A 20,874-nucleotide genomic window follows, 5' to 3' on the forward strand; every position below is an offset into this window, starting at 1 on the left:
CCGGTCATAGCAGTCAGGATGAAAGCATTTGAAGCCCCGCTTCAACCATCGAACAGAACCTTTTATGTCTGCTGAATCCCTGCCATTTCAGGAAATCTACGACCCCCTGTCCGGGAATTCACTCGAGAACTTCAACGACACCTTCGCAAGGGCGCGAACCGAAAGGAGCACATGAATGGAACAGAACGATCTTCGCAGCAGGCTGGCTTCCATTGACTGGGACAAAGCATTTGACGATTCAATTTTTTTGGACAAGTCCGACTTTACGCTGCCAGATGGCCGTCGGATTCAGTCAGAGCTTTGGAGTGAATTCGGCTATACTTTCCTGACCTACCGTTTTCTGAAAACCGGTCTGGAGAATGCTGCCACGGAAGAAATTGTCGACTATCTCAATGGTCAGGGTGTCTCCATCGATACGAAGCAGTTCCCGGTTCAGGACATGGAGCTGCTGACCCCGGAATATGATCCGGATCTCTATACCCTCACCATCACCATTTCCGAAACTGAAGAATAGGATTAGCTCGCACTTTTCACCTCACGTATAAATCAGCCAAGACCCTGAACCTGAACTGGTTTGGGGTCTTGGCTCATTTCCATTCACCGGAAAATCTTCCAGAGATTGAATCCGGTTGAGATGCTGCCTGATCCGATCAAGCTGCTTTCTGATCCAATAAAGATGATTTCGGATCCGATCGTGCCTGTTACGCCTGTTCCTCAGGGGATTGATCTTCTTCCGCCCCTTCTTCTGCCAGCGCCTCTGTTGTCGGCAGCACCGGTTTTGGCATACGCCGCTTCTCACGGTACAGAACCGGAGAAGACGCGAAGAAGACTCCTTCTTCAAAGGCAGTTCGCTCCATCAGCGTCAGCTCTTTGGCAATGGTTGTGACATTGCGTCGAAAATCCGGTGAATTGATTCCATCTACAGTCTTGCCTTTCGCTTTACGATAAAACGAATAGTTTTTCCATAGCATCTGCGTAATCTTTGCCGTGGTGGAGGGGCGGCGTAAAACTTCCAGAATTTCACCGCGAATCGCGGCAATATCCTCCGCGGTAACTTGTTTGCCTAGGTCTGCCAGCCGTCGGCCCATTTCCCTGGCCCAGGGCTCATCCAGCTCCTGGCAAAGGAACTTCAGCTTATACCAGGCTTCGTAAAGTGAATTCTTGCTTTCAAGTGGCAAGGAGCGAAACCAATGGAACGCCAGCAGCCGGCGCCGCCAATCCCACCAGCGGATAGGACTTTGAAGATCGCTGGCCGGAATCAGGAAATACTCCCGGTCCAAGAGCAAGGTTCCGAAGATCCCGGGCGGATTGCCCCGCTTCTGTTTTTTCAGGGACGTACGGTAGACGCCGCAGGTCGGACTGCCGTCCATGTAGATGAATGCGGTGGCTTTCGCCCGCTCCAGCGTTTCCAGGCAGGACAACGTGCCAAACTTAACATCCTCCGTCACATCCTGACCCCCGCGGTTCTTAATGATTGCCAGACCCGACCAGACCTCTTTCCCGGTGCCGCCTGACAGATGAATCGGATCTCTGGGCACTCCCAGGCCGGACATGGTTTCCGGGCAGACCGGCACCCATTTAAAGTCGCTCTTTTCACGGCCCAGCCCCGCAGTCAGATCCCAGCCCTTGGCGTTGTAACGCACTGGGCTCCCCATCGTACAGGCACTGATTCCAATGGTAATGCGCTCATGCAGAATGACATTCGTTTTGTCCATCGTTAAATCCCCTCTGCTCTTTTCTTTGAGTATAGGGCCTTCCTTCCGTTCTGTCATGATAAATTTCAGAATGACGTGAACGATCCATCTGCTGAGGGAGCCGTTATAAGGAAGGATCCCTCGCTCCGCTTTTCTGACGAAGTCCGGCAATCCAGCCACGGAGCAGGCCAACTCCCTGATGGCGTGAGAATTCGAGAATTGCAGTGATCGAATGAAAACACACCGGCCCCGCCTTGACAAGGACGTTTCCGGTGTGCTGACATGAAATGATTAGCCCAACATCAGTCGGAGCACCAGCTCCGCTGTGGTATTCAGGTCTCGTATGTGGAGATGTTCCTCCAGCGTATGCGGTTTCCGTTCCCCGATGGCCAGATTCACGGAAGGGATTCCGTTGGCATTGAAGACATTGGTGTCCGATCCTCCGCCGGATCGGGCGGTTTTCGCCTGGATGCCCATCTGCGCGAACACTGCTTTCAGTTCGGATACCAGGGCGTGATCCTCCGGAATGCTGAATGCGCCGTAGGCCGGAGCAATGACCACATCAGCCTTGCCGTTGAACTTTCTGGCCGCTTCATAGCAGCATTCTGCCATATGGTCTGTCTGAGCCTTCAGTTTTTCATCGGACAGGCTGCGGGCTTCCGCCTGAATCCGGACTTCCTTCGTCACAATGTTGGTGGGTCCCTTGCCTTCGATGGATCCAATATTGGCGGTTGTTTCCTCATCAATGCGGAGCAGCTTCATCCGGGAAATGGCGTCCGCGGCAATCATAATGGCTGAAATTCCGGTTTCCGGTGCTACCCCGGCATGAGCTTCAAGGCCGGTAAACGTAACGTCAATCTTGGCCTGGGCCGGACCGGCAATAATAATGTCGCCCGGATCACCGCCACTGTCCAGAACAAAGCCCTTTTTCGCCTTCAGTCTGGTGTAGTCCAAATTTTTGGATCCAAACAGTCCGCCTTCCTCAAAAATGGTGAATGCCACCTCCACGTCGCCGTGGGGAGCGGAAGTCTCTTTCAACACGGCAAACGCCTCCATGAGCGCCGCAATTCCGGCCTTGTTGTCTGCGCCCAGAATCGTGGTGCCGTCACTGAAAATCGTGCCATCCTTGATGACAGGCTTAATACCGCGTCCCGGGCTGACTGTATCCATATGGGAACTGAACAGGATCGGATCCCGGTCCAGCTGTCCGTTCAGACGTCCGATCAAGTTGCCTGAATTGCTTCCGACCACCTCACCGGCGCCATCCATTTCCACTTCCAGGCCCAGTTCCTGCATTTCAGCCATCAGAATCCGGGCGAAGTCTCCCTCTTCCCTGGTGGGGCTGTCAATCTGCACATAGCGCAGAAACCGATCCAATAACCTTTGTTCGTTAATCATCATAACCTCCATGTTCATTCGGATTTTTCATCTGCCGAATCAGTTCGTTCAGGTCAGATCCCTGAAAAATTTCAGGATCTAAACCACTCACCCATCTGAAAAGAAAATCATTTGAAGAATATAATCATCTTAAGAATTCAATCATCTGAAAAGAAAATCATTTGTAAAATTCCGTCATCTGAAAAATTCAGACAGCTTCCGGCTGCCCTTGCCTGTAGGCTGCATTCAGCCAATCAATTCATTAGTTTTCCTGTTCAATCCCATCAATGAAGTTGAACCATCAATGAATCTGAACCATCATATTCTGATCCATCATAGAAAACGAATCAGAAAAAATAAGGCCGCGAGGGCCTTATTGGTTTCAATTACATGTACAGGGCAGCTCCGGGTCCCAGCGGGAGTCCCACCAGCATCCAGATAATGAGCATAATGGCCCAGCCGATCAGGAATACGACGGAATAGGGCAGCATGGTGGAAATCAGTGTTCCCAGGCCGCTGTCTTTCTCGTATTTCTTGGCAAAGACGACAATCATCGCAAAGTAGCTCATCAGCGGCGTGATGATATTGGTGGAGGAATCTCCAATCCGGAAGGCAACCTGAGTGAGTTCCGGAGTCAGTCCCAGACGCATCATCATCGGCACGAAGATCGGTGCCATAATCGCCCACTTGGCGGAAGCGGATCCCATGAACAGGTTGATGAAGGCTGAAATCAAAATGAATCCGAGCACCAGCGGAATTCCCTTAAAGCCGATGCGCTCCAGGAAACCGGCGCCTTCGACGGAGAGAATGGTTCCCAAATTGGATTTTCCGAAGAATGCCACAAACTGAGCCGCAAAGAAAGCCAGTACAAGGTACCCGCCCATGCTCTTCATGGCGCTGGTCATGGCTTCAACCAGATCATTGGTGTTCTTGATCTTGCCGGTAGCTTTTCCGTAAACATAGCCAGGAATCAGGAACAGCAGGAGGATCATGAAGATCAGACCGCTGTGCATGAAGTTATTCAGGTTCAGTTTTCCGGCAGCATCGACTTCCTTGAGCACAGCATTCTGCGGTACGGTCAGGAAGGCCATGAGCAAAGCAAAAAGCAAAAGAGCGATTCCGGCATTTCTCAGACCCTTGTTTTCCACAGCGGTCAGTTTCTCTGCATCGGGCTTGAACTCACCTGTGTATGGTCCCAGGTTCGGTTCGACAATTCGTTCGGTAACGACGGTTCCAAGAATCGTCAGAAGGAAGGTGGAGACAAACATGAAGTAGAAGTTGCCGGTGGCAAGCATGGTGTAATCACTACCGGAAGCCTTCAGGGCTTCATTGGTGATACCGGCAAGCAGCGGATCCAGAGTTCCGACCAGCAGGTTGGCGGAGAATCCGGCAGAAACTCCGGCAAAGGCCGCTGCCAGACCCGCGATGGGGTGACGGCCGGCTCCGGCGAAAACGATGGCTCCCAAAGGAATAACCACAACGTATCCGGCATCAGAGGCCACATTGGACATAACCCCGGCGAATACAACCACCGCAGTCAGAAGGCTGGCGGGAACATTGCTCAACAGCTTCTTCAGGGACGCATTGATCAGTCCGGAGTATTCAGCAACACCGACACCCAGCATGGCAACCAGAACGGTACCCAGTGGCGCGAAGCCGGTAAAGTTTCCGGTGGCTGAGTTGAAGAAGAACCGCAGTCCTTCCACGGACAGCATGTTGGTTGCTCCGATCGTTACTTCCTTGGCCTGTCTGGCATCATAGTAAGTTACCTGAAGTCCGGACTTGGCGACAAAGTAGGAAATGACGACGACGAGCGCGGTGAGAATGACGAAAATAATAGCTGGATGAGGCAGAGCGTTACCGATGGCCTCAATGGATTTGAGTACACCACCGCGTTTGGCAGTGTTGTCATGGGTTGGTTTTGCCATGTTTTCCCTCCTAAGGAATATATATATTTTGACCTTTTGAAGTATACCACATGTAAACCTTTAATCAATATTTATAGCATTTTTAGATGAATATAACATTATTTCCGCAAATCTGTTTTTGATTGCATAAAATTTTTTTTGAAGAATTTTTATGCTATTCGCTAAAGTCACTTAAAGGTGCCAAATTGATAATCGAGAATCGTTAACACCTTGATTTTTTATGAAATATGAGGTAAAAGCCGGTTATTTTACACCTCTTTAACCATTATTCGATGTTAATCGAATGGTTATAAATGAATATTGATCCGACGTTCTGAAAGTTCAACCAGTTATTGCAGGCAGAGAACTTTCTACAGGCAGACTTGAAAATACAGAAAATCAAATATTTAACAATTTAATATATACCTGTATATAATGTATATTCACAGAGGTATATTTCTTGTTTAATCCCGGAACTGTAAAAGAAACGTTGTACTCATCTGATTTGACTGACTAAAGAAGCAGCCTGACCGATTGAGCAGATGCCCTCCGCGGTTTACCTCTGACAATCCCCTCCATCGGACCGGCCGCTTTGCCTGGCAGTTCCCTTCACCGAAGATCCCCACCTCGCATGACAGTTCTCTCGCCGAACAGTCTATCAACTGACGATTCCCTTCGCCGGTCAGTTCGTCACTTGTTCCAAAGCATGCAAAAAAGAAAAATTCATAAGGATCCCCTTACGAATTTTATTGTTCTTATTATTGCTGAGGCCGTCCGGCAGCGCCGGTGTCAAAAAGGTCAGGTCCCGGAATTGCCAGACTGAATCCACCCGTTGTCCTCTCGGAAGCAGTAAGGGGATCAGTCCAGGCGAACTTCGAATGAGAGTTCAGCCTTTTGCGGGAGCAGATAATACCGGGAGAAATGGACCGGCCGGTCCTGCTCATCAAAAATGGTTTTCTTCACGAGAACCAGCGGTGTCGTGAGGGGGACACCCAGAATTTTTGCAGCTTCCTCATCACCCGTGAGAAATTCAATGGTTTTGGTCACTCGTTTGAAATGAATGCCGTAAGTCTTTCTGGCCAGTTCAAAAGTGGATGTATCAGAGTCTACCCGATCCATGATTCCCGGATAGCGATCCGCCGGAAAAAAAGCAAAATCAAGGCTGAAAGGACCTTCCGCATCAAAAACCAGTCGAACCAGCGTAAACAGCTCGAAGGGCTCTGTCCGCTGGAAGATGATTTTTTCGGCTTCGTCGGCCATGTGCAGACCTTTGGACAAAATCTTCTTGGTAAAAGTGACCCCGGCACCCCCCAGGCCATCGGCGAATCCGCCAAATTCCAGGATATGGACGCTTTTTTTGATTTTGGAAGAGACAAAGGTGCCTTTGCCGTGAACCGCTTCCAGCACCCCCTTGTCGGACAGTTCCTTGATGGCCCGGCGAACCGTGATCCGGCTGGTGTTGAACAGTTCACACAGTTCCTGCTCTGAAGGAATTTTGCTGCCAGGAGTCAACGTGCCTTTTTCGATCATGATCTCTATATAGTTTGATACCTGCTCGTAGAGGTAGGAAGAGATGTTGCTGTCCAGATTTACTTTTTTCATAGCTTCTCCCAGGAATGAATCCAATATAATATTCTGTATTACATTATATTATATCATGCGGATATCCGAAACCGCCCTCGAGCTCGCAGGTTTTGGCCGCGCTGAGGGCCCCTCTGCTCAGACTCTCTTCCATCGACAGCCCATTTTTATGACTCACCAGGAATGCGGCAATGAAACTGTCTCCGGCACCCATGGTATCCACAACCTGGGCCGGTGCCGGCGCCTGGCGATATTCCTTCCCTTCCGAAACAAACAGAGCTCCCTCTTTGCCGCGAGTCATGCCCAGAACCTTCACATTCGGATACTTTCCAAAGGCTTTGATCAGAGCGGCAATTTCCTCTTGAGTACGATCGGAAGCGGACAGGAAGGCATAGCAAATATACGGCGCCACCCGATCGATCTGCTCCAGGGTGTAATGGTCGGAAAAGTCATAGGATACTTCAATGACCTGGCACAGAACCGGCAGCTCCTCCTCCATCCAGGAATAACAGCTGGTATGGCAAAGATCATAGTCTTTCACGTAAGCCAGGTCATGCCGGGTCATATGGAGCTTGGCCAGCGTTTGAACCGTATCTCCCTCAAATCGCCGAAAAATGCGGTCACCGGATTCATCCAGGTAGACGCCGGGCTGACCGGTCAGACCTTCCATGGTTCGGGAACGGCTCCACTCGATCCCCTCCTGGTCCATGGCAAACTTGACGTGCTGCGCCTTGTCGTCTGTTCCCAGAATCCCGATGTAGGAGCATTTTTCCGCTCCGCTGCGCTTGGCGTTGACGGCAACGTTCACGCAGTTGCCTCCCGGGTAATAGGTATTCTTGTAGTGGTAACAATCGCAGACGTTGTCACCGATGCAAATCAGCTTCATGTCGTTATCCTTTCACGGAGCCCTCGGACAGGCCACGAATCAGTTGTTTTTGAGTAAAGATCAACAGCACAATCATCGGCAGGGAAGCAATGACCATACCTGCCAGGAGTACACCCCAGTCGGTTCGGAGGGCATCGCGGAAATTCATCAGACCAGCCGGGATGGTTTTATTCGCTTCCGAGCTGATGAAGATAATGCCAAACAGGAATTCATTCCAGGCATAGAAGGCAGTCAAAAGGGCAATGGTTGAGATAATCGGCCGTGACATGGGCAGATAAATCTTGGAGTAAATCTCCAGCTCGCTGCATCCATCCACGATGGCGGACTCCACAATCTCCTTGGGGATGGTCAGAAAATGCGACCGCACCAGAAGAATTGACAAAGGCAGCCGAAAAGCGATGTAGGGCAGGATCAGAGCCAGTTTGGTATCCAGCAGACCGACCGCGTCCAGAAATTTATAGAGCGGGATCAGACAGACTTGTGGATTAACCATCAGTCCGGCCATGATGGCAATGAGCAGCAGGTCCACCAGGCGCGATTTAAAGCGGGACAGACCGTAGGCGGCCAATGTCGCGATGAAGATCACACTGACGATGACAGCTCCGGTAATCTGGAGACTGTTCAGGAAATAATCAGCGATGCCCCCTTCCCAGGCTTTGCGGTAATTGTCGACCAGCCAGGTTTCGGGAAATCCCCAGACATTTCCATAGATTTCGGCGTAGGATTTCATGGAGGATACGATCATCCAGAACAGCGGATAAAGGATCACAACAGCCAGAATGACCAGAAGGGCTGCCGTCAGAAGACGCCCCGGAGTCAGTCTGATCCGGCGTCTGTTCGGTTTGGATTGTTTGAGTGTTCCTTCCATGTTAGTCCTCCTTTCCGGTTCTGGAGATGGCAACCTGCACCAGGGAAACAATGGCGGTAATGACAAAGATGAGCACAGCCAGAGCGGAAGCGTAGCCCATGTTGTCGCGCATGAACCCTTCCAGGTACATATGAAGGGCGATGGTGGTTGAACTGATGCCAGGGCCCCCGCCTTTGGCCAGAATGTATGGTTCATTGAATACCAGCATGGAGCCGGTGATCGTGATCAGGGTATTGACGAAGATCGTTTCTTTTACCTGAGGGACCGTGACATGGAAGAACTGGCCGATGGAACCCGCTCCGTCGATGACACTGGCTTCATACAGATCCTTTGGAATCTTCTGAATGGCTACAATGAAGAGCATCATGATGTAGCCGGTACTTTGCCACTGACTCATCGTAATGACCGAATAGATGGCTGTCTTGGGATTGCCCAGCCAGACTCGCTTTAAGGACTCCAGTCCGATTAATTCCAGGAAATTGTTGAGTATGCCCATCTGCGGATTGTAGATAAAGCTGAACAGCATGGCAATGACTGATATCGATATCATAACAGGCATAAAATAAACGACCCGGAAAAACGGCGCCACCCTGCGGAAGATCTTATGTTCCAAAATGGCAGCCAGTACTAATCCAAAGCCGACCTGGACCAGAACGGAGATGACAGCATAGCGGAAATTATTCGTTAAAGCCACCGGCAGAGTGCGGTCCTGCATCAGCTTCTCGTAATTGGCCAGGCCGACGAATTGCTGCGTTGGTGAAAAAGCCGAAAACTTATAGAAGCTATTGATCAGGTTCTGGACCAGGGGTCCAAATACAAAGAAAATCAGAAACACCAGGGCTGGCGTTAAAAACCACAAGGGTTTCAATTTTCGGTTCCACTTATTCATTGGGTATTTCTCCCCCTTTTATTGATAGGGATAAGACATCATCCTCCGATGCGGTCTTATCCCTGTCTTCCCTTAAAATTCAGGCTTAGTTGCCTCTGAGTTCCGTTGCTTTGACCTTGACGGCTTCCATGATCTGTTCCGCCGTAGTCTGTTTGGTTGCCAGTTCCTGGCCACCCTTCATGAAGATATCGCCGATGTTGATGTTAACGGCATTGTCAAACCATGGCGTCATGGACTCCGCATCGTTGATGAGGTTAAATGCCTCTACGACTTCCGGTGAGGCAGTCTCTGAAGTAACTCCGCCCTTGATGGCCGTGATCTCGCCGGTTGTCTTGGTAAAGTCCGCAGCAGTTTCGGCAGAGGTCAGATACTTGAAGAATTCAATGGCTTCGGGAGATGCTTCCTTGGAGAGCATGACTCCTTCCGGAGCACCTTCCAGAGAACTCTGAACCCCGACTGCCCCTTCCACTTCCGGGAAGTTGAAGTAGCCGAATTCGACCTTGTCGATTTCCTTAATCCGCTTGATTTCCGCAATCTGGAGGTAAACCATCGGGATCTCGCCGTTGGCAAACATATTTCTTGATGTTTCATGATCGATGGCCGTGGAGATGTCTCCCATGTAGCCTGCCAGCGTTTCAAACATTTTCAGACCTTCGACGTAACCAGGATCTGTGAATTCACCAGTTTTCTGGTTGTAATCTTTTGCCAGGACATCAGCTTTGACGACCCGGTCAAAAATCGGACCCATGAAGTGCGATACGACCCAGGGTTCGGACAGGCCCGCCGCGATGGGGGTGTCATAGCCATTGGCTTTCAGCGTATCCAGGACTTCCAGCAAGCCCTTCCAGGTGGTCGGAGCCTTCAGATTCAGCTTACCAAAAACTTCGGTGTTATAGAAGAAGGCTTTGCCGTCCATGGTGAATGGCGCTGCGTATTTCTTGCCGTCAAAGGTAAAGCCCTTGATCTGGGATTCGATCAGATTGCCGGACCAGGCTTTATCCTGCTCATAGAGATCATCCAGGGCCCGGACTTTTCCGGAGGAGACCAGATTCTGGGCAAAGGAGTCCGACCAGGAGAAGAATACGTCCGGCATCTGGGTGCTGGCAACCTGAACCCTGATCTTTTCCTTATATGCATCGTTAATGACGCTTTCAACTTTAATGTCGACATTGGGATGGGTCGCGATGTATTCCTGCACCTTACGGTCATAGAAGCTTTTCTTGGGCTCGTTCGGCCAGCGGTGGAAGAAGTTGATGACGACCTTTTCCGCAGGCTGAGTCGCGGCTGAAGTGGAGGCTGCGGTTCCGGCTGAAGTTCCGGTGGAACCACCGGCGGTGGTGGCTGGCGCCGCCGGGCTGCAGGCGGCCAGAATAACAGAAGATGCCAGGATGGCTGAAGTCAGATTGAATAATCTTTTTTTCATGTTATTTGCTCCTCATATCTTGGTTTGAATCAATGATCCCTGGATCGAAATTGATTAATATTCCATTCTCCACATGTAGCGTCTGACACTCAGGGGATGTCCCTTGTGATCAGCCAGGGCGTCGGCATAGCCTCTCATGACTTTTCCGATCAGGAGAGAACCGAAGTACTCCCGCAGGTCTTCATCTACGCCGGTATAGTCGAATTCATTGGTGTCAATGACATAGACCTCATCGCTGAACTTCTCGGCGAAGGCAATGGCCCGGTCATCCAGCGGAAGCGTCGCGCCATTGCCCCGGATAACGAGGAACGGCACATCATAGTCCGTGATTTCAAAGGGTCCGTGGAAGAATTCACCGGCATGAATGGCATTGGAGTGAACCCAGAGCATTTCCATCAAGAGGCAGCTGGTAAAGGAGTAGGCATGCGAGAAGTACTGTCCGCTGGCCATGGTGTAAACCAGAGGGGCCCGTTTCTGTTCCTTGCCAAACTCTTCCGCGCTTTCCGCATATTTGGCGACATTGGCATCGACCAGTCCCTGCAGACCCTTCATCTGTTCCAGCAGCCGATCCCATTTTCCATTGGGATTGAGCACGTTGATTAAGCTGAACAGGAAGCGGAAATAGGTGGCGGTGTCTCCATCGATCGCGTCCACTGGTTCCGTCTTGGAATAGAGGTAGCCCAGCTTGTACTCGCCGGCCTGCGATAACGGAGAGTCAGCAACCATTGAAATGGCCAGAGTCAGCGCTCCCTTGGCACGAGCCAGTTTCGTAGCTTCCACCGATTCCGGGGTTTCACCTGAATGGGATCTGGTGATCACCAGAGAGTTTTCCCCCAGCTGTTTCGGTGTCCGATGGACAAACTCATTGGAAGTATAGACCTTGACGGGAACATCCGTTTCCAGATCCAGGTAATACTCGCCCGGCATCAGTGAAGCCATGGATCCGCCGCAGGCTACCAGATAGATATTATCAATCTTCCGGCTCTTCACGGCTTCCAGCACTTCGTTGATCTGCTGAACAAAGGTTTCATGCATAATTTGTCACCCCAAATTACAATATTCATCATAGCTCGAATCAAGTCGTATTATGACGTTATGTGAATGGTACCATTGTCAATTTCCAAAGTCAATGACGAAATCGATTTTCGTTGCCTGTTTATTAATATACATCAAAATCAAGTCGAAATCCCGCAATATTGATTTTAAACGCATATTATTCCGCGGTTTTTTTGTTCATTTACGAATCAAGTCGAAATTTACCCTGATCCCAAACTCTTTCTGGATTCAGCCGCATCATCGGCCCGACGCTTTTTGTGCATATGACCAATAGGCAAGTCCTTCTGGCCTGGCGTATGATGGGGACAATCAAGCAAAGGAAGTGTGAAAAAATGGCCAGTGTAGAACTGTCTCACATCAATAAGGTATATAAAGGGAACGTATACGCCGTCAAGGACTTCAATCTCACCATCGCCGACAAGGAATTCATCATCCTGGTCGGGCCTTCCGGCTGCGGCAAATCCACGACCCTCCGGATGATTGCCGGTCTGGAAGACATCTCCGAAGGCACCATCAAAATCGGGGATCGGATCATCAATGACATAGATCCCAAAGATCGGGACATCGCGATGGTGTTTCAGAACTACGCCCTGTACCCTCATATGACTGTATTTGAAAATATGGCGTTCGGACTCAAGCTGCGCAAGATTTCGAAAGAGGTCATTGAACAGAAGGTGGCCGAAGCCGCGAAAATCCTTGACATCGAACACCTGCTCAAGCGCAAGCCGAAAGCCCTCTCCGGCGGCCAGCGCCAGCGCGTTGCCCTGGGCCGGGCCATTGTCCGGGACCCGAACGTATTCCTGATGGATGAACCACTGTCCAACCTCGATGCCAAGCTTCGGGTTCAGATGCGGACAGAAATCTCCAAACTCCATCAGCGACTGCAGACCACCTTTATCTATGTCACCCATGACCAGACCGAAGCCATGACCATGGGTGACCGGATCGTCGTCATGAAGGACGGACTGATCCAGCAGGTAAATGCCCCTCAGGAGATCTATGAGCACCCGGCCAACATGTTTGTTGCCGGCTTCATCGGCTCACCTCAGATCAACTTCCTCAAAGGCCGGGTGGTTCCCCAGGGGGATCAGCTTGCTCTGCAATATGGCGAAGTCCTGATTCCGCTCACCCGGGAAAAATCCGACCTTCTGAAAAACCATGATTTGAGCGGAAAAGAGGTTATAATTGGAGTAAGACCGGAGGCCATCGGCTGTGAACCGGAATTTCTGGAGCAGCATGCCTCCACCGTTTTCCCGGTGATGGCGGAAGTAACCGAAATCATGGGAGCCGAATCCTACCTCTACTTCAAGCACGGCGAGAATGCCATCACCGCCCGGGTCAACGGCAATACCAGAATCCGCCCCGGGGAAACCGTCCAAATCGCCCTGAATGAAAGCAAAGTCCATGTGTTTGACCCGGATACCGAAGAAACCTACTTTTAGGAGCCAGTCATGAAGAAAGCCAGGGGATCGTTCCAATCCGTGACCGCACCGTCCGGGGGAGGCAATATGCCGCCCCCGGTTTCCCCTGTTTCAAAGGCAGGCAGATCTTCGGCTTCCCCCAATTTTGCCATGCTGGCCGCTGTCTCTTACCAGCCGGAAGTGGCTGCCCTGATCCAGAACTTTTCCGAGGGCCTGAATCTCTCCCCTGCCGGATCGGACCGGATCCTTGTCCTGTCTCAGACCGACGAACCGAAGGAACTGGCCGAAGGCCTGATCTGGGCTCTGACCGAAAACCTCTATCTGTCCCCGGATGCCGTGTACCAGTATGGTGACGCTGTACCGGCAGATCCTGGCATTTCGGTTCTGAACCACTTGCTGGACCTCAAGCTTCGCCGCCGCAAAGACGGCTTGGGTTGCGCTGACTTTGAACTGCTATTTGACCACCTGGCCGATCCCGGTGATGTGCATCAAGCCTGGCTTCGACAAAATCTGCAGCGACTTCGTCCGCTGTCACCGGAGCTTCGCGAAACTTTTGCCAGTTTTTCCCGGCATAACCTCAGCCCCGGCGATACCGCCGCCGCACTGTTCATTCACCGCAATACCCTGAAATACCGCCTGGACCGCCTGCACCAGCAGACCGGCATCGATCCCAGAAGCCACCACGGAGCCGCGCTCCTGAACCTGCTGCTGGCAGCCGAGTGCCGGACAGTTCCTGGGGAATGATTCCACTGATCCATTCCGCAAAACTTATTCTCGAAACCCATTGCTCATAACTATCTTTCGAGCCAACCCTCCGAACGAATTTCTGTCTCAGCTCCAGACAAAGTCCGGGGTTATCGAAAAAAAGCAAAGCAGCAATCGTTCAAAGCAAGAAATCCCGGATCTCTCCCCTGGGGAATGAGATCCGGGATTTCATGTCATCGATGACAAAAGACAGAGAGCGTGGATACTCTCTGTCTTTCTGCTTTTGCTATTACATGCGTAGTAGTCGGTAAGACCTTAGATCTCGACCGTCATTTCATCATCTTCGTCTTCAGGTTCCGGTTTTCCTTTAGCGATGAATCGGTGATAGTATTCGTCAACAACCACCGCAATGGCATTATCGCCGGAAACGTTGCAGGCCGTACCGAAGCTGTCTTGGGTCAGATACAGGGTGATCAGAAGCTGGCCCAGAGTCCCGGTGGGATCAATGCCGACCAGGGAAACAAAGGGCAGCGCGCTCATAATGGCTCCACCCGGAGCTCCCGGTGCCGCGACCATAGCGATGCCGAGCATCGCGATGAAGCCCATCATGAGTCCGAAGCCGTGAGGCAGTCCATACATCAGCAATACCGCAGTAACAATGCTGGTAATGGTGATGATGCTGCCTGACAGATGGATTGTGGCGCACAGCGGAACCACAAAGTCACGAATCTGCTTGGAAACACCGTTCTTCTTGGCGCATTCCACGTTGACCGGAATCGTTGCCGCGGAGGACTGGGTTCCGATGGCAGTGATGTAGCCGGGAATCTGGTTTTTAATCATTCGAACCGGGTTCTTGCGTCCAATCGCTCCGGCAATGAAGAACTGAGCGATGATGTAGAGAATATGCAGGATGATGATGATGACGAAAACTTTCCAGAAGATGGACAACACCGTAAAGACCGATCCGGAGTAGCTCAGGTTCAGGAAGTTTCCGAAGATATACAGCGGCAGGCCCGGAATGATCAGCGTATTCAGGATCTTCGTGATAATCGCGCCGAAATCAGAGAAGATATGGTAAATGGTTTCCCCGCGTCCCTGGCTTCTGAGCCATGAAATACCGATTCCGAACATAAACGCAAACACGATAGCGCCTGTGACATCGAGCAGCGGGGCCAGCGGGATGGAGAACAGCGGTGTCAGTTCAGCGCCTGTTTCCGTCAGCTTTTCCACCAGGTCCTGGCTGATGAACGAGGGGAATACACTGATAGCCACCAGGTGGGCAACCGTACCGGCCAGAAGGGTTGACCCATAGGCCAGAATTGTCGTGACGCCGAGCAGCTTCCCGGCTCCCTCGGTCAGATCCGCTATGCCTACAATGACGAATCCAAGGATCATCAGGGGAATGACAAAGGAGAGAATGCTGCTGAAAATTTTGGAATAAGTGATCGGAATCCGAAGCAGAAACTCAGGAATGAAGTTCAGCTGACCGACAATAACACCTAAAATGATCGCGATGACTAGTTTTGGTACCAGACCTATTTTTTTCTTTTCCATACACAGTCCTTTTCCTTTAGTTTTTTTGTTCTGGTTTATCTTAACAGTCCCGTCAGATAATAACAATTATAAATCGGAATTTCCATTGATAATCCGATAATATATCCGCCTTTTCAACATCTTGTTTGCACAAATAACCTGCGTATGCCAAAAACCTCATAATCTCCATTGATAATAATTATCACTTACAAAAAGTTTTTGCAACCCACTTCTTTCGAAGGCATCTTCAGCCGTTCGAACAAACCACCCTGAACGCAACCAACACATTACCAATTGAATGGAAGCCAGCAATCTGATGAAATATTCGCCTTCCCCATTCGCTGCAAATATACTATAAAACCTGTATCAATTTTATACTTCACTGTTTTATTATACATCCAACCAGTTTTTCGCTAACGCACCAATGATTCCTGCTGTTATTTTTTTCGCACTTGATTTTACCTGAGCTCACAGAGAAATATTTATCTCCAGCAAATATGATTTTTTTAAAGAAATGAGATGAAAGCCAGTGATTTATACACTTTATATCACTTTCAGCTAATCAATTCGAAATTAAAGGAAAAAACGCGGTTCATAACAATCAGATGTTAAATTGTGCACAATTGTTATATTCTGAACGTAGTGGTATTCTATTGTTAAATATTTATCTTAACAAAGGAGTAACTACAATGAGTCGATTTACTTTGCCCAGAGACCTCTATCACGGAAAAGGAACATTGTCAGAACTGAAGAACTTGAAAGGCACAAGAGCCATACTGGTAGTCGGGGGAAGCTCGATGAAAAAGCAGGGATTTCTTGATCGGGCCGTGGGTTACCTGGAAGAAGCCGGAATGGAAGTTCTGCTGTTTGAAGGAGTAGAGCCGGATCCATCGGTGGAAACCGTTATGCGCGGTGCTGAGGCAATGCGGGAATTCCAGCCGGACTGGATCGTATCCATGGGCGGGGGCTCACCGATTGATGCCGCCAAGGCGATGTGGGCATTCTATGAATACCCTGAGACTACCTTTGAGGATCTGATTATCCCCTTCAACTTCCCGCAACTCAGACAAAAGGCCAGATTTGCCGCTATCCCAACCACTTCGGGAACCGCCACTGAAGTTACTGCCTTCTCAGTCATCACAAACTATGCGACCGGCGTAAAATACCCGCTGGCTGATTTCAATATAACGCCTGATGTTGCGATTTTGGATCCGGAACTGGTTGAACATCTGCCCCTGACCCAGGTGGCTTATACCGGAATGGATGCCCTGACTCACGCCATCGAGGCCTATGTTTCCACCCTGAACAATCCCTTTACGGATCCGCTGGCTCTCCAGGCCATTGAGATGGTTCTGGATTACCTGCCGGCCTCCTATCAGAACAATCAGGGTGCCCGGGAACAGATGCACTACGCGCAATGCCTGGCAGGTATGTCCTTCTCCAACGCCCTGCTTGGAATTGTTCACTCCATGGCACATAAAACCGGTGCGGCCTTCTCGACCGGACATATTCCTCACGGCTGTGCCAATGCAATCTATCTCCCCTTTGTCATCCGCTATAATGCCAAAAATCCGGTGGCTGCAGGCCGTTATGCCGCAATTGCCCGCCGCATGGGACTGGCTGGAGTGTCCAACGAAGCCCTGATCAACAGCCTTTGCAATAAAATCCATGAGTTCAACACGCTGCTGAATATCCCCCACACCCTGCAGGAATTCGGCATTCAGGAATCGGAGTTTAAAGAAAAACTCTCCCGCATTGCAGAACTCGCCGTGGGTGACGCCTGCACCGGCTCCAATCCCAGACCGATTGATCCCATTGCCATGGAACAACTTCTGACCTGTACTTATTACGGCACAGAAGTCAACTTCTAACCGGCTCCGAAATCCCTCGCGGTCCGACCGCATACCTCCCAGGTTAACCGGACGGGACTCGTCCTCCCGTCCCACCACTTGCTTTATACCGCCAATCCTCCCGGATGGCGGTATTTTTTGATTCCTATTTCCAACCCAGGAGGCTGCAGCTGGATGACAGAAGGAACCAGATGTCATAAACCATGCCCATCCAACTCAAGATCCACTAGTATTCGCTCGCGGGAACGCCCCCGACCGTGTAATCAAAAAAACTTTGCTGCAGCAAGGAAAACCCTCAACCAAGGAATGGGTGACGGTTCTTCTTGCCGCAGCACAGGAGATTCAAATAACTTCAGACATCATCGCTATCGGAGCCTGCCGCGTCCGGCGATGGGACAGACCTCCACGACTTCTCCGTTGGATACCATATAGGCTTCCTCGTGCAGGTTCATCATAGGACAGACATGGACCGGAATGATCTCCACCTTGTCCCCCACCCTGACCGCGTCGCGAAACTTCTTGCTGTAGATAATGGCGTGCTCATCAAAGACATCAAAAATGTGTACATCCGGGAACTGTTTGATGATGCCCATGCCCTCAACGGCAGTAATTCCAACGCGGCGGGTTTGCATCGTAATGCCTTTGGCGCCGACATCCAGGATGACCCGTTCGGATGTAGGGCGGCTGATCACCGTAGCCAGCACTGTTGCCGCGCACATGTCCAGGCTGCCATGGACACTTGCCATGGAGGCATCCATCAGAGCGTAGGTTCCGGGGCGAATTTCGGTGACGCCTTCCAGGATGGGGAAATCCTGCAGCAGCGATGGCGTGGAGCCGATACTCACCGTCTCCATTTCAAAACCCATGGTGCGGGCGATCTGTGCAAAACGCAGCGTACGAACTTGGGCATCCAGGTGGATCTGCCTGCATTCGGCCAGATCCTTCGCATTGTAGGAACTGCCATCATGGGAGAATACCCCCGTGATCGCTATGTCCGGAGCCTGGGTCCGGACATAGTTCAGCAGATCACGGAACTCTGTTTCCTCGATCATGCCGGAACGGTTCTCGCCCACTTCGATTTCAACAAGCGTTTGGGCTATGTGACCACTGTCCTGGAACGCATTTTGAATGAGGGCTGCCTGTTCGACAGAGTCCAGCCCGAAAGTCAGATGCACGCCCGACTCCATCAGTTTGATAATGCGTCTGAATTTGGCTTCCCCCACAATTTCATTGGCGATAAAAATATCTCGAAGCCCATGCTCTGCCATCACCTCAGCCTCCCCCACTTTTGCCACGGTGATGCCCCTGGCTCCCCGCAGTTCCTGCATGCGGGCGATCTGCGGGATTTTGTGGGTCTTGGTGTGCGGCCGGAGCGCTACCTGCCGGCTGTCCGCATAAGACTGCATCCGATCCAGATTGCTCATCATTATCTCTCGGTCAATAATGACCGAGGGGGTATCCAACTGCATGTATCGCATGACTTATCCTCCGATGGCCGCGATCGCCTCAATCTCAACCAGACAGCCAGCATAGAGCGGTCCGGTTGGGATGACGATCCGAGCCGGTTTGTGTCCGTCAAAGAACTTGGAGTAAACTTCGTTGACTTCCCCCCAGTATGCAACATCAGTGATGTAGATGCGGCAACTTAAAACCTGCTCCCGGCTGACTCCGGCGGAACCCAGGACCAGATCAAGGTTTTTCAATGCCTGCAAAGCTTCTGCCTTGATTCCGCCCTCAGGACGCAGACCGGTAACGGGATTTATGGACAGCTGACCTGACACGTAGAGCGTACCGTTATGGACGACACCAGGGGTGTAGTGCCCCCCATCCCGAACAGAGTATTCCGTTTGGATGAACTTAATATTCATGATGACACTCCTTACAATTTCAGATTACCAAAGTATTTTATGCGCATCATAGCACCATCTCCTGGGAGGGTCAATCAGATCGGACCGTCTCAATGAATTTCCTCAGTCTAACGGCCATCAGAAGATCATTTTTAGTTCCACTCCTCTCCCTTGCATGTGGAATCGGATGCAAAAAAAGAGATTGTGAGATTAAGAAATTCAGAGGAAACAGCTTTGCCGTTTCTTCTGAATTTCTTTGATCCGACAGTCTCTGAAGGAGGCTGGGGAAATATTAAGTATACTTTTTAGAATGGTCCGAACTGAGTCAGCTGGGCAACGATCATGACGATAATCGCCATGACCCATTCCATTAACAGAAGCGGAACGAAGAATTTGAGCCACTTCTGGTAAGGCACGCGGGCCAGAGCAATGGTTGCCATAAAGTATCCGGAAACCGGGTACAGAATGTTGGTCAGACCATCACCAAACTGCAGCGCCAGGACGGCAGACTGTCTGGTGACGCCGATGACATCTGCCAATGGTGCCATAATCGGCATGGTGGCAACGGCCTGGCCGCTTCCGGAGGAGATGAAAAACTCAATGATTGTCTGTGATACCATCATTCCCACAGCGGCGAAGGTAGCAGGGATTCCCTGGAGCGCACCGGCGAAGAAATGGACGATTGTATCGGTAATCTGGGCATTATTCATGACAACTGCGATACCGCGGGAGACACCGATGATCAAAGCGCCTTCCAAAACTCTGGTGGATCCTTCCACGAAGGCCTGGCTGATTTCATCGCCTTTCATTCCGGCAATGAGTCCGCCGATGATGCCGATGGCTACGAAAGCCGCACCGATCTGAGGCATGTCCCAGCCCCACTGAATAACGCCAAATACCATCAAAACGAAGATGGCAATGGATGACAAGCCTGCCAGCTGCTGCCGGGAGGACAGTTTCTTCTCAATGGCGGAGTCAGTACCCAGTTCCAGCTTGGTATTCAGGTCGATATCATACATCAGGCTGTTTTTGGCATCTTACTGAACTTTTCTGGCATACCGGATCACGTAGATCACAGCCACGGTCATAAACGCAACTTGCGCAGCCAGCCGCAATTGCCAGCCGGACATCAGAGGCAGTCCGGAAATTTTCTGACCGATAATGGTGGTAAAGGGATTGGCTACACCCAGTGAGAAACCAATCTGGGAACCAATCAGTGCTGTGGCAGCGGCCGTGATGGAGTCAAATCCCATACTCAGCATCAGCGGCAGGATGATCGGTACATAAACCATGGTCAGTTCACACATGCCGATAAAGTTATCGATCAGTGCAAAGATAATCATCAAAATAGGAATGACTAAAATGCCTTTGTCTTTCAATTTTCTGGTCAGGCCTTGAATCGCTCCGGTAATAACGCCGGCTTTTTCCAGAACAAACACTCCACTGCCGACCGCGAAGGTCAAAACAACGACATAGCCAGCTTCTACCATACCATCAACCGGAGATGCAAAGAACTGCACCAGGGTGGTGGGATTTCTTTCTACGGTATGGTATGAATCAGGATCTACCAGCTGACGGCCGGTCGTTTCATCAAAATTTCTTTCGTATTTTCCCGCAGGAATCAGATAAGTCAGTGCTGAGACGATCATGATAAGGCCTAAGAGAATAATAAAGGTGTGAGGAACTTTCAGTTTGCGCAGTTTTTCCATGTTATTTTTCTCCCTTATTTTTGATTAGTACTATCTAAAAAAACACTCGGAAACAACACTGTTCTTCAAACCTCCTTAAATATATTTCATCCGGTGTTCTTTAAAATCAATTGTCCCCGATCAACTCA

16 protein-coding genes and 1 pseudogene are annotated in these 20,874 nt (G+C 50.6%); 4 read left to right on the forward strand and 13 right to left on the reverse strand.

Annotated features, from left to right (window positions below):
* The first annotated feature begins 175 nt into the window (after positions 1-175).
* Entirely contained in the window at positions 176-514 is a 339-nt protein-coding gene (locus tag NQU17_09270; GenBank protein UUM10854.1) for a hypothetical protein, read from the forward strand.
* Between the two features lie 187 nt (positions 515-701).
* Here NQU17_09270 and NQU17_09275 read toward each other — a convergent pair whose 3' ends face one another.
* The 9 genes from NQU17_09275 to NQU17_09315 all read right to left on the reverse strand — a co-directional run bounded on the left by NQU17_09275 (position 702) and on the right by NQU17_09315 (position 11,660).
* The gene (locus tag NQU17_09275; protein UUM10855.1) at positions 702-1,715 is read right to left on the reverse strand and encodes a DUF523 domain-containing protein; all 1,014 of its coding nucleotides are present in this window, start codon (positions 1,713-1,715) and stop codon (positions 702-704) included.
* A gap of 270 nt (positions 1,716-1,985) precedes the next feature.
* Complete coding sequence (locus NQU17_09280) at positions 1,986-3,092, reverse strand: M20/M25/M40 family metallo-hydrolase (protein ID UUM10856.1); 1,107 nt, start codon at positions 3,090-3,092, stop codon at positions 1,986-1,988.
* 365 nt (positions 3,093-3,457) lie between these two features.
* Complete coding sequence (locus NQU17_09285; GenBank protein UUM10857.1) at positions 3,458-4,999, reverse strand: AbgT family transporter; 1,542 nt, start codon at positions 4,997-4,999, stop codon at positions 3,458-3,460.
* 837 nt (positions 5,000-5,836) lie between these two features.
* Positions 5,837-6,580, reverse strand: a complete 744-nt coding sequence (locus tag NQU17_09290; GenBank protein ID UUM10858.1) for a GntR family transcriptional regulator — start codon at positions 6,578-6,580, stop codon at positions 5,837-5,839.
* 43 nt (positions 6,581-6,623) lie between these two features.
* Positions 6,624-7,445: a PfkB family carbohydrate kinase gene (locus tag NQU17_09295; protein UUM10859.1), complete on the reverse strand. Its 822-nt coding sequence runs from the start codon at positions 7,443-7,445 to the stop codon at positions 6,624-6,626.
* 4 nt (positions 7,446-7,449) lie between these two features.
* Entirely contained in the window at positions 7,450-8,313 is an 864-nt protein-coding gene (locus NQU17_09300) for a carbohydrate ABC transporter permease (GenBank protein ID UUM10860.1), read from the reverse strand.
* Between the two features lies 1 nt (position 8,314).
* The gene (locus NQU17_09305; GenBank protein ID UUM10861.1) at positions 8,315-9,202 is read right to left on the reverse strand and encodes a sugar ABC transporter permease; all 888 of its coding nucleotides are present in this window, start codon (positions 9,200-9,202) and stop codon (positions 8,315-8,317) included.
* An 85-nt stretch (positions 9,203-9,287) separates the two neighbouring features.
* On the reverse strand, positions 9,288-10,625 hold the full coding sequence (locus NQU17_09310; protein UUM10862.1) for an extracellular solute-binding protein: 1,338 nt from the start codon (positions 10,623-10,625) through the stop codon (positions 9,288-9,290).
* A gap of 54 nt (positions 10,626-10,679) precedes the next feature.
* Complete coding sequence (locus NQU17_09315; GenBank protein UUM10863.1) at positions 10,680-11,660, reverse strand: SIS domain-containing protein; 981 nt, start codon at positions 11,658-11,660, stop codon at positions 10,680-10,682.
* Between the two features lie 353 nt (positions 11,661-12,013).
* Here NQU17_09315 and ugpC point away from each other — a divergent pair, with 353 nt between their 5' ends.
* Both ugpC and NQU17_09325 read left to right on the forward strand, forming a co-directional pair.
* Positions 12,014-13,123 carry a sn-glycerol-3-phosphate ABC transporter ATP-binding protein UgpC gene (ugpC, locus tag NQU17_09320; protein ID UUM10864.1) on the forward strand — a complete coding sequence of 370 codons (1,110 nt, stop codon included), beginning with the start codon at positions 12,014-12,016 and terminating at the stop codon, positions 13,121-13,123.
* A gap of 9 nt (positions 13,124-13,132) precedes the next feature.
* Positions 13,133-13,846 carry a helix-turn-helix domain-containing protein gene (locus NQU17_09325; protein UUM10865.1) on the forward strand — a complete coding sequence of 238 codons (714 nt, stop codon included), beginning with the start codon at positions 13,133-13,135 and terminating at the stop codon, positions 13,844-13,846.
* A 276-nt stretch (positions 13,847-14,122) separates the two neighbouring features.
* Here NQU17_09325 and NQU17_09330 read toward each other — a convergent pair whose 3' ends face one another.
* On the reverse strand, positions 14,123-15,361 hold the full coding sequence (locus NQU17_09330) for a dicarboxylate/amino acid:cation symporter (protein ID UUM10866.1): 1,239 nt from the start codon (positions 15,359-15,361) through the stop codon (positions 14,123-14,125).
* A 668-nt stretch (positions 15,362-16,029) separates the two neighbouring features.
* Between NQU17_09330 and NQU17_09335 the strand changes: the two genes are divergently transcribed.
* Positions 16,030-17,211 (forward strand): iron-containing alcohol dehydrogenase, encoded by a 1,182-nt coding sequence (locus tag NQU17_09335; protein UUM10867.1) that lies wholly within the window; start codon positions 16,030-16,032, stop codon positions 17,209-17,211.
* A gap of 344 nt (positions 17,212-17,555) precedes the next feature.
* Here NQU17_09335 and NQU17_09340 read toward each other — a convergent pair whose 3' ends face one another.
* The 3 genes and pseudogenes from NQU17_09340 to NQU17_09350 form a co-directional block, all read right to left on the reverse strand.
* The gene (locus NQU17_09340; GenBank protein UUM10868.1) at positions 17,556-18,668 is read right to left on the reverse strand and encodes an alanine racemase; all 1,113 of its coding nucleotides are present in this window, start codon (positions 18,666-18,668) and stop codon (positions 17,556-17,558) included.
* A gap of 3 nt (positions 18,669-18,671) precedes the next feature.
* Positions 18,672-19,058, reverse strand: a complete 387-nt coding sequence (locus NQU17_09345; protein UUM10869.1) for a RidA family protein — start codon at positions 19,056-19,058, stop codon at positions 18,672-18,674.
* Between the two features lie 284 nt (positions 19,059-19,342).
* Positions 19,343-20,746: pseudogene (locus tag NQU17_09350) on the reverse strand (TIGR00366 family protein).
* Positions 20,747-20,874: the final 128 nt, after the last annotated feature.

The sequence above is a fragment of the Clostridiaceae bacterium HFYG-1003 genome (genome assembly GCA_024579835.1).
Classification (GTDB): domain Bacteria; phylum Bacillota; class Clostridia; order Clostridiales; family Clostridiaceae; genus JG1575.

Bases quoted from the DNA above. Each gene is read 5' to 3' on its own strand.
- NQU17_09340 (UUM10868.1), bottom strand. From the start codon at position 18,668: ATGCGATACATGCAGTTGGATACCCCCTCGGTCATTATTGACCGAGAG.
- NQU17_09345 (UUM10869.1), bottom strand. From the start codon at position 19,058: ATGAATATTAAGTTCATCCAAACGGAATACTCTGTTCGGGATGGGGGG.
- NQU17_09280 (UUM10856.1), bottom strand. From the start codon at position 3,092: ATGATTAACGAACAAAGGTTATTGGATCGGTTTCTGCGCTATGTGCAG.
- NQU17_09315 (UUM10863.1), bottom strand. From the start codon at position 11,660: ATGCATGAAACCTTTGTTCAGCAGATCAACGAAGTGCTGGAAGCCGTG.
- NQU17_09270 (UUM10854.1), top strand. From the start codon at position 176: ATGGAACAGAACGATCTTCGCAGCAGGCTGGCTTCCATTGACTGGGAC.
- NQU17_09300 (UUM10860.1), bottom strand. From the start codon at position 8,313: ATGGAAGGAACACTCAAACAATCCAAACCGAACAGACGCCGGATCAGA.
- ugpC (UUM10864.1), top strand. From the start codon at position 12,014: ATGGCCAGTGTAGAACTGTCTCACATCAATAAGGTATATAAAGGGAAC.
- NQU17_09295 (UUM10859.1), bottom strand. From the start codon at position 7,445: ATGAAGCTGATTTGCATCGGTGACAACGTCTGCGATTGTTACCACTAC.
- NQU17_09285 (UUM10857.1), bottom strand. From the start codon at position 4,999: ATGGCAAAACCAACCCATGACAACACTGCCAAACGCGGTGGTGTACTC.
- NQU17_09275 (UUM10855.1), bottom strand. From the start codon at position 1,715: ATGGACAAAACGAATGTCATTCTGCATGAGCGCATTACCATTGGAATC.
- NQU17_09335 (UUM10867.1), top strand. From the start codon at position 16,030: ATGAGTCGATTTACTTTGCCCAGAGACCTCTATCACGGAAAAGGAACA.
- NQU17_09305 (UUM10861.1), bottom strand. From the start codon at position 9,202: ATGAATAAGTGGAACCGAAAATTGAAACCCTTGTGGTTTTTAACGCCA.
- NQU17_09310 (UUM10862.1), bottom strand. From the start codon at position 10,625: ATGAAAAAAAGATTATTCAATCTGACTTCAGCCATCCTGGCATCTTCT.
- NQU17_09330 (UUM10866.1), bottom strand. From the start codon at position 15,361: ATGGAAAAGAAAAAAATAGGTCTGGTACCAAAACTAGTCATCGCGATC.
- NQU17_09290 (UUM10858.1), bottom strand. From the start codon at position 6,580: ATGAAAAAAGTAAATCTGGACAGCAACATCTCTTCCTACCTCTACGAG.
- NQU17_09325 (UUM10865.1), top strand. From the start codon at position 13,133: ATGAAGAAAGCCAGGGGATCGTTCCAATCCGTGACCGCACCGTCCGGG.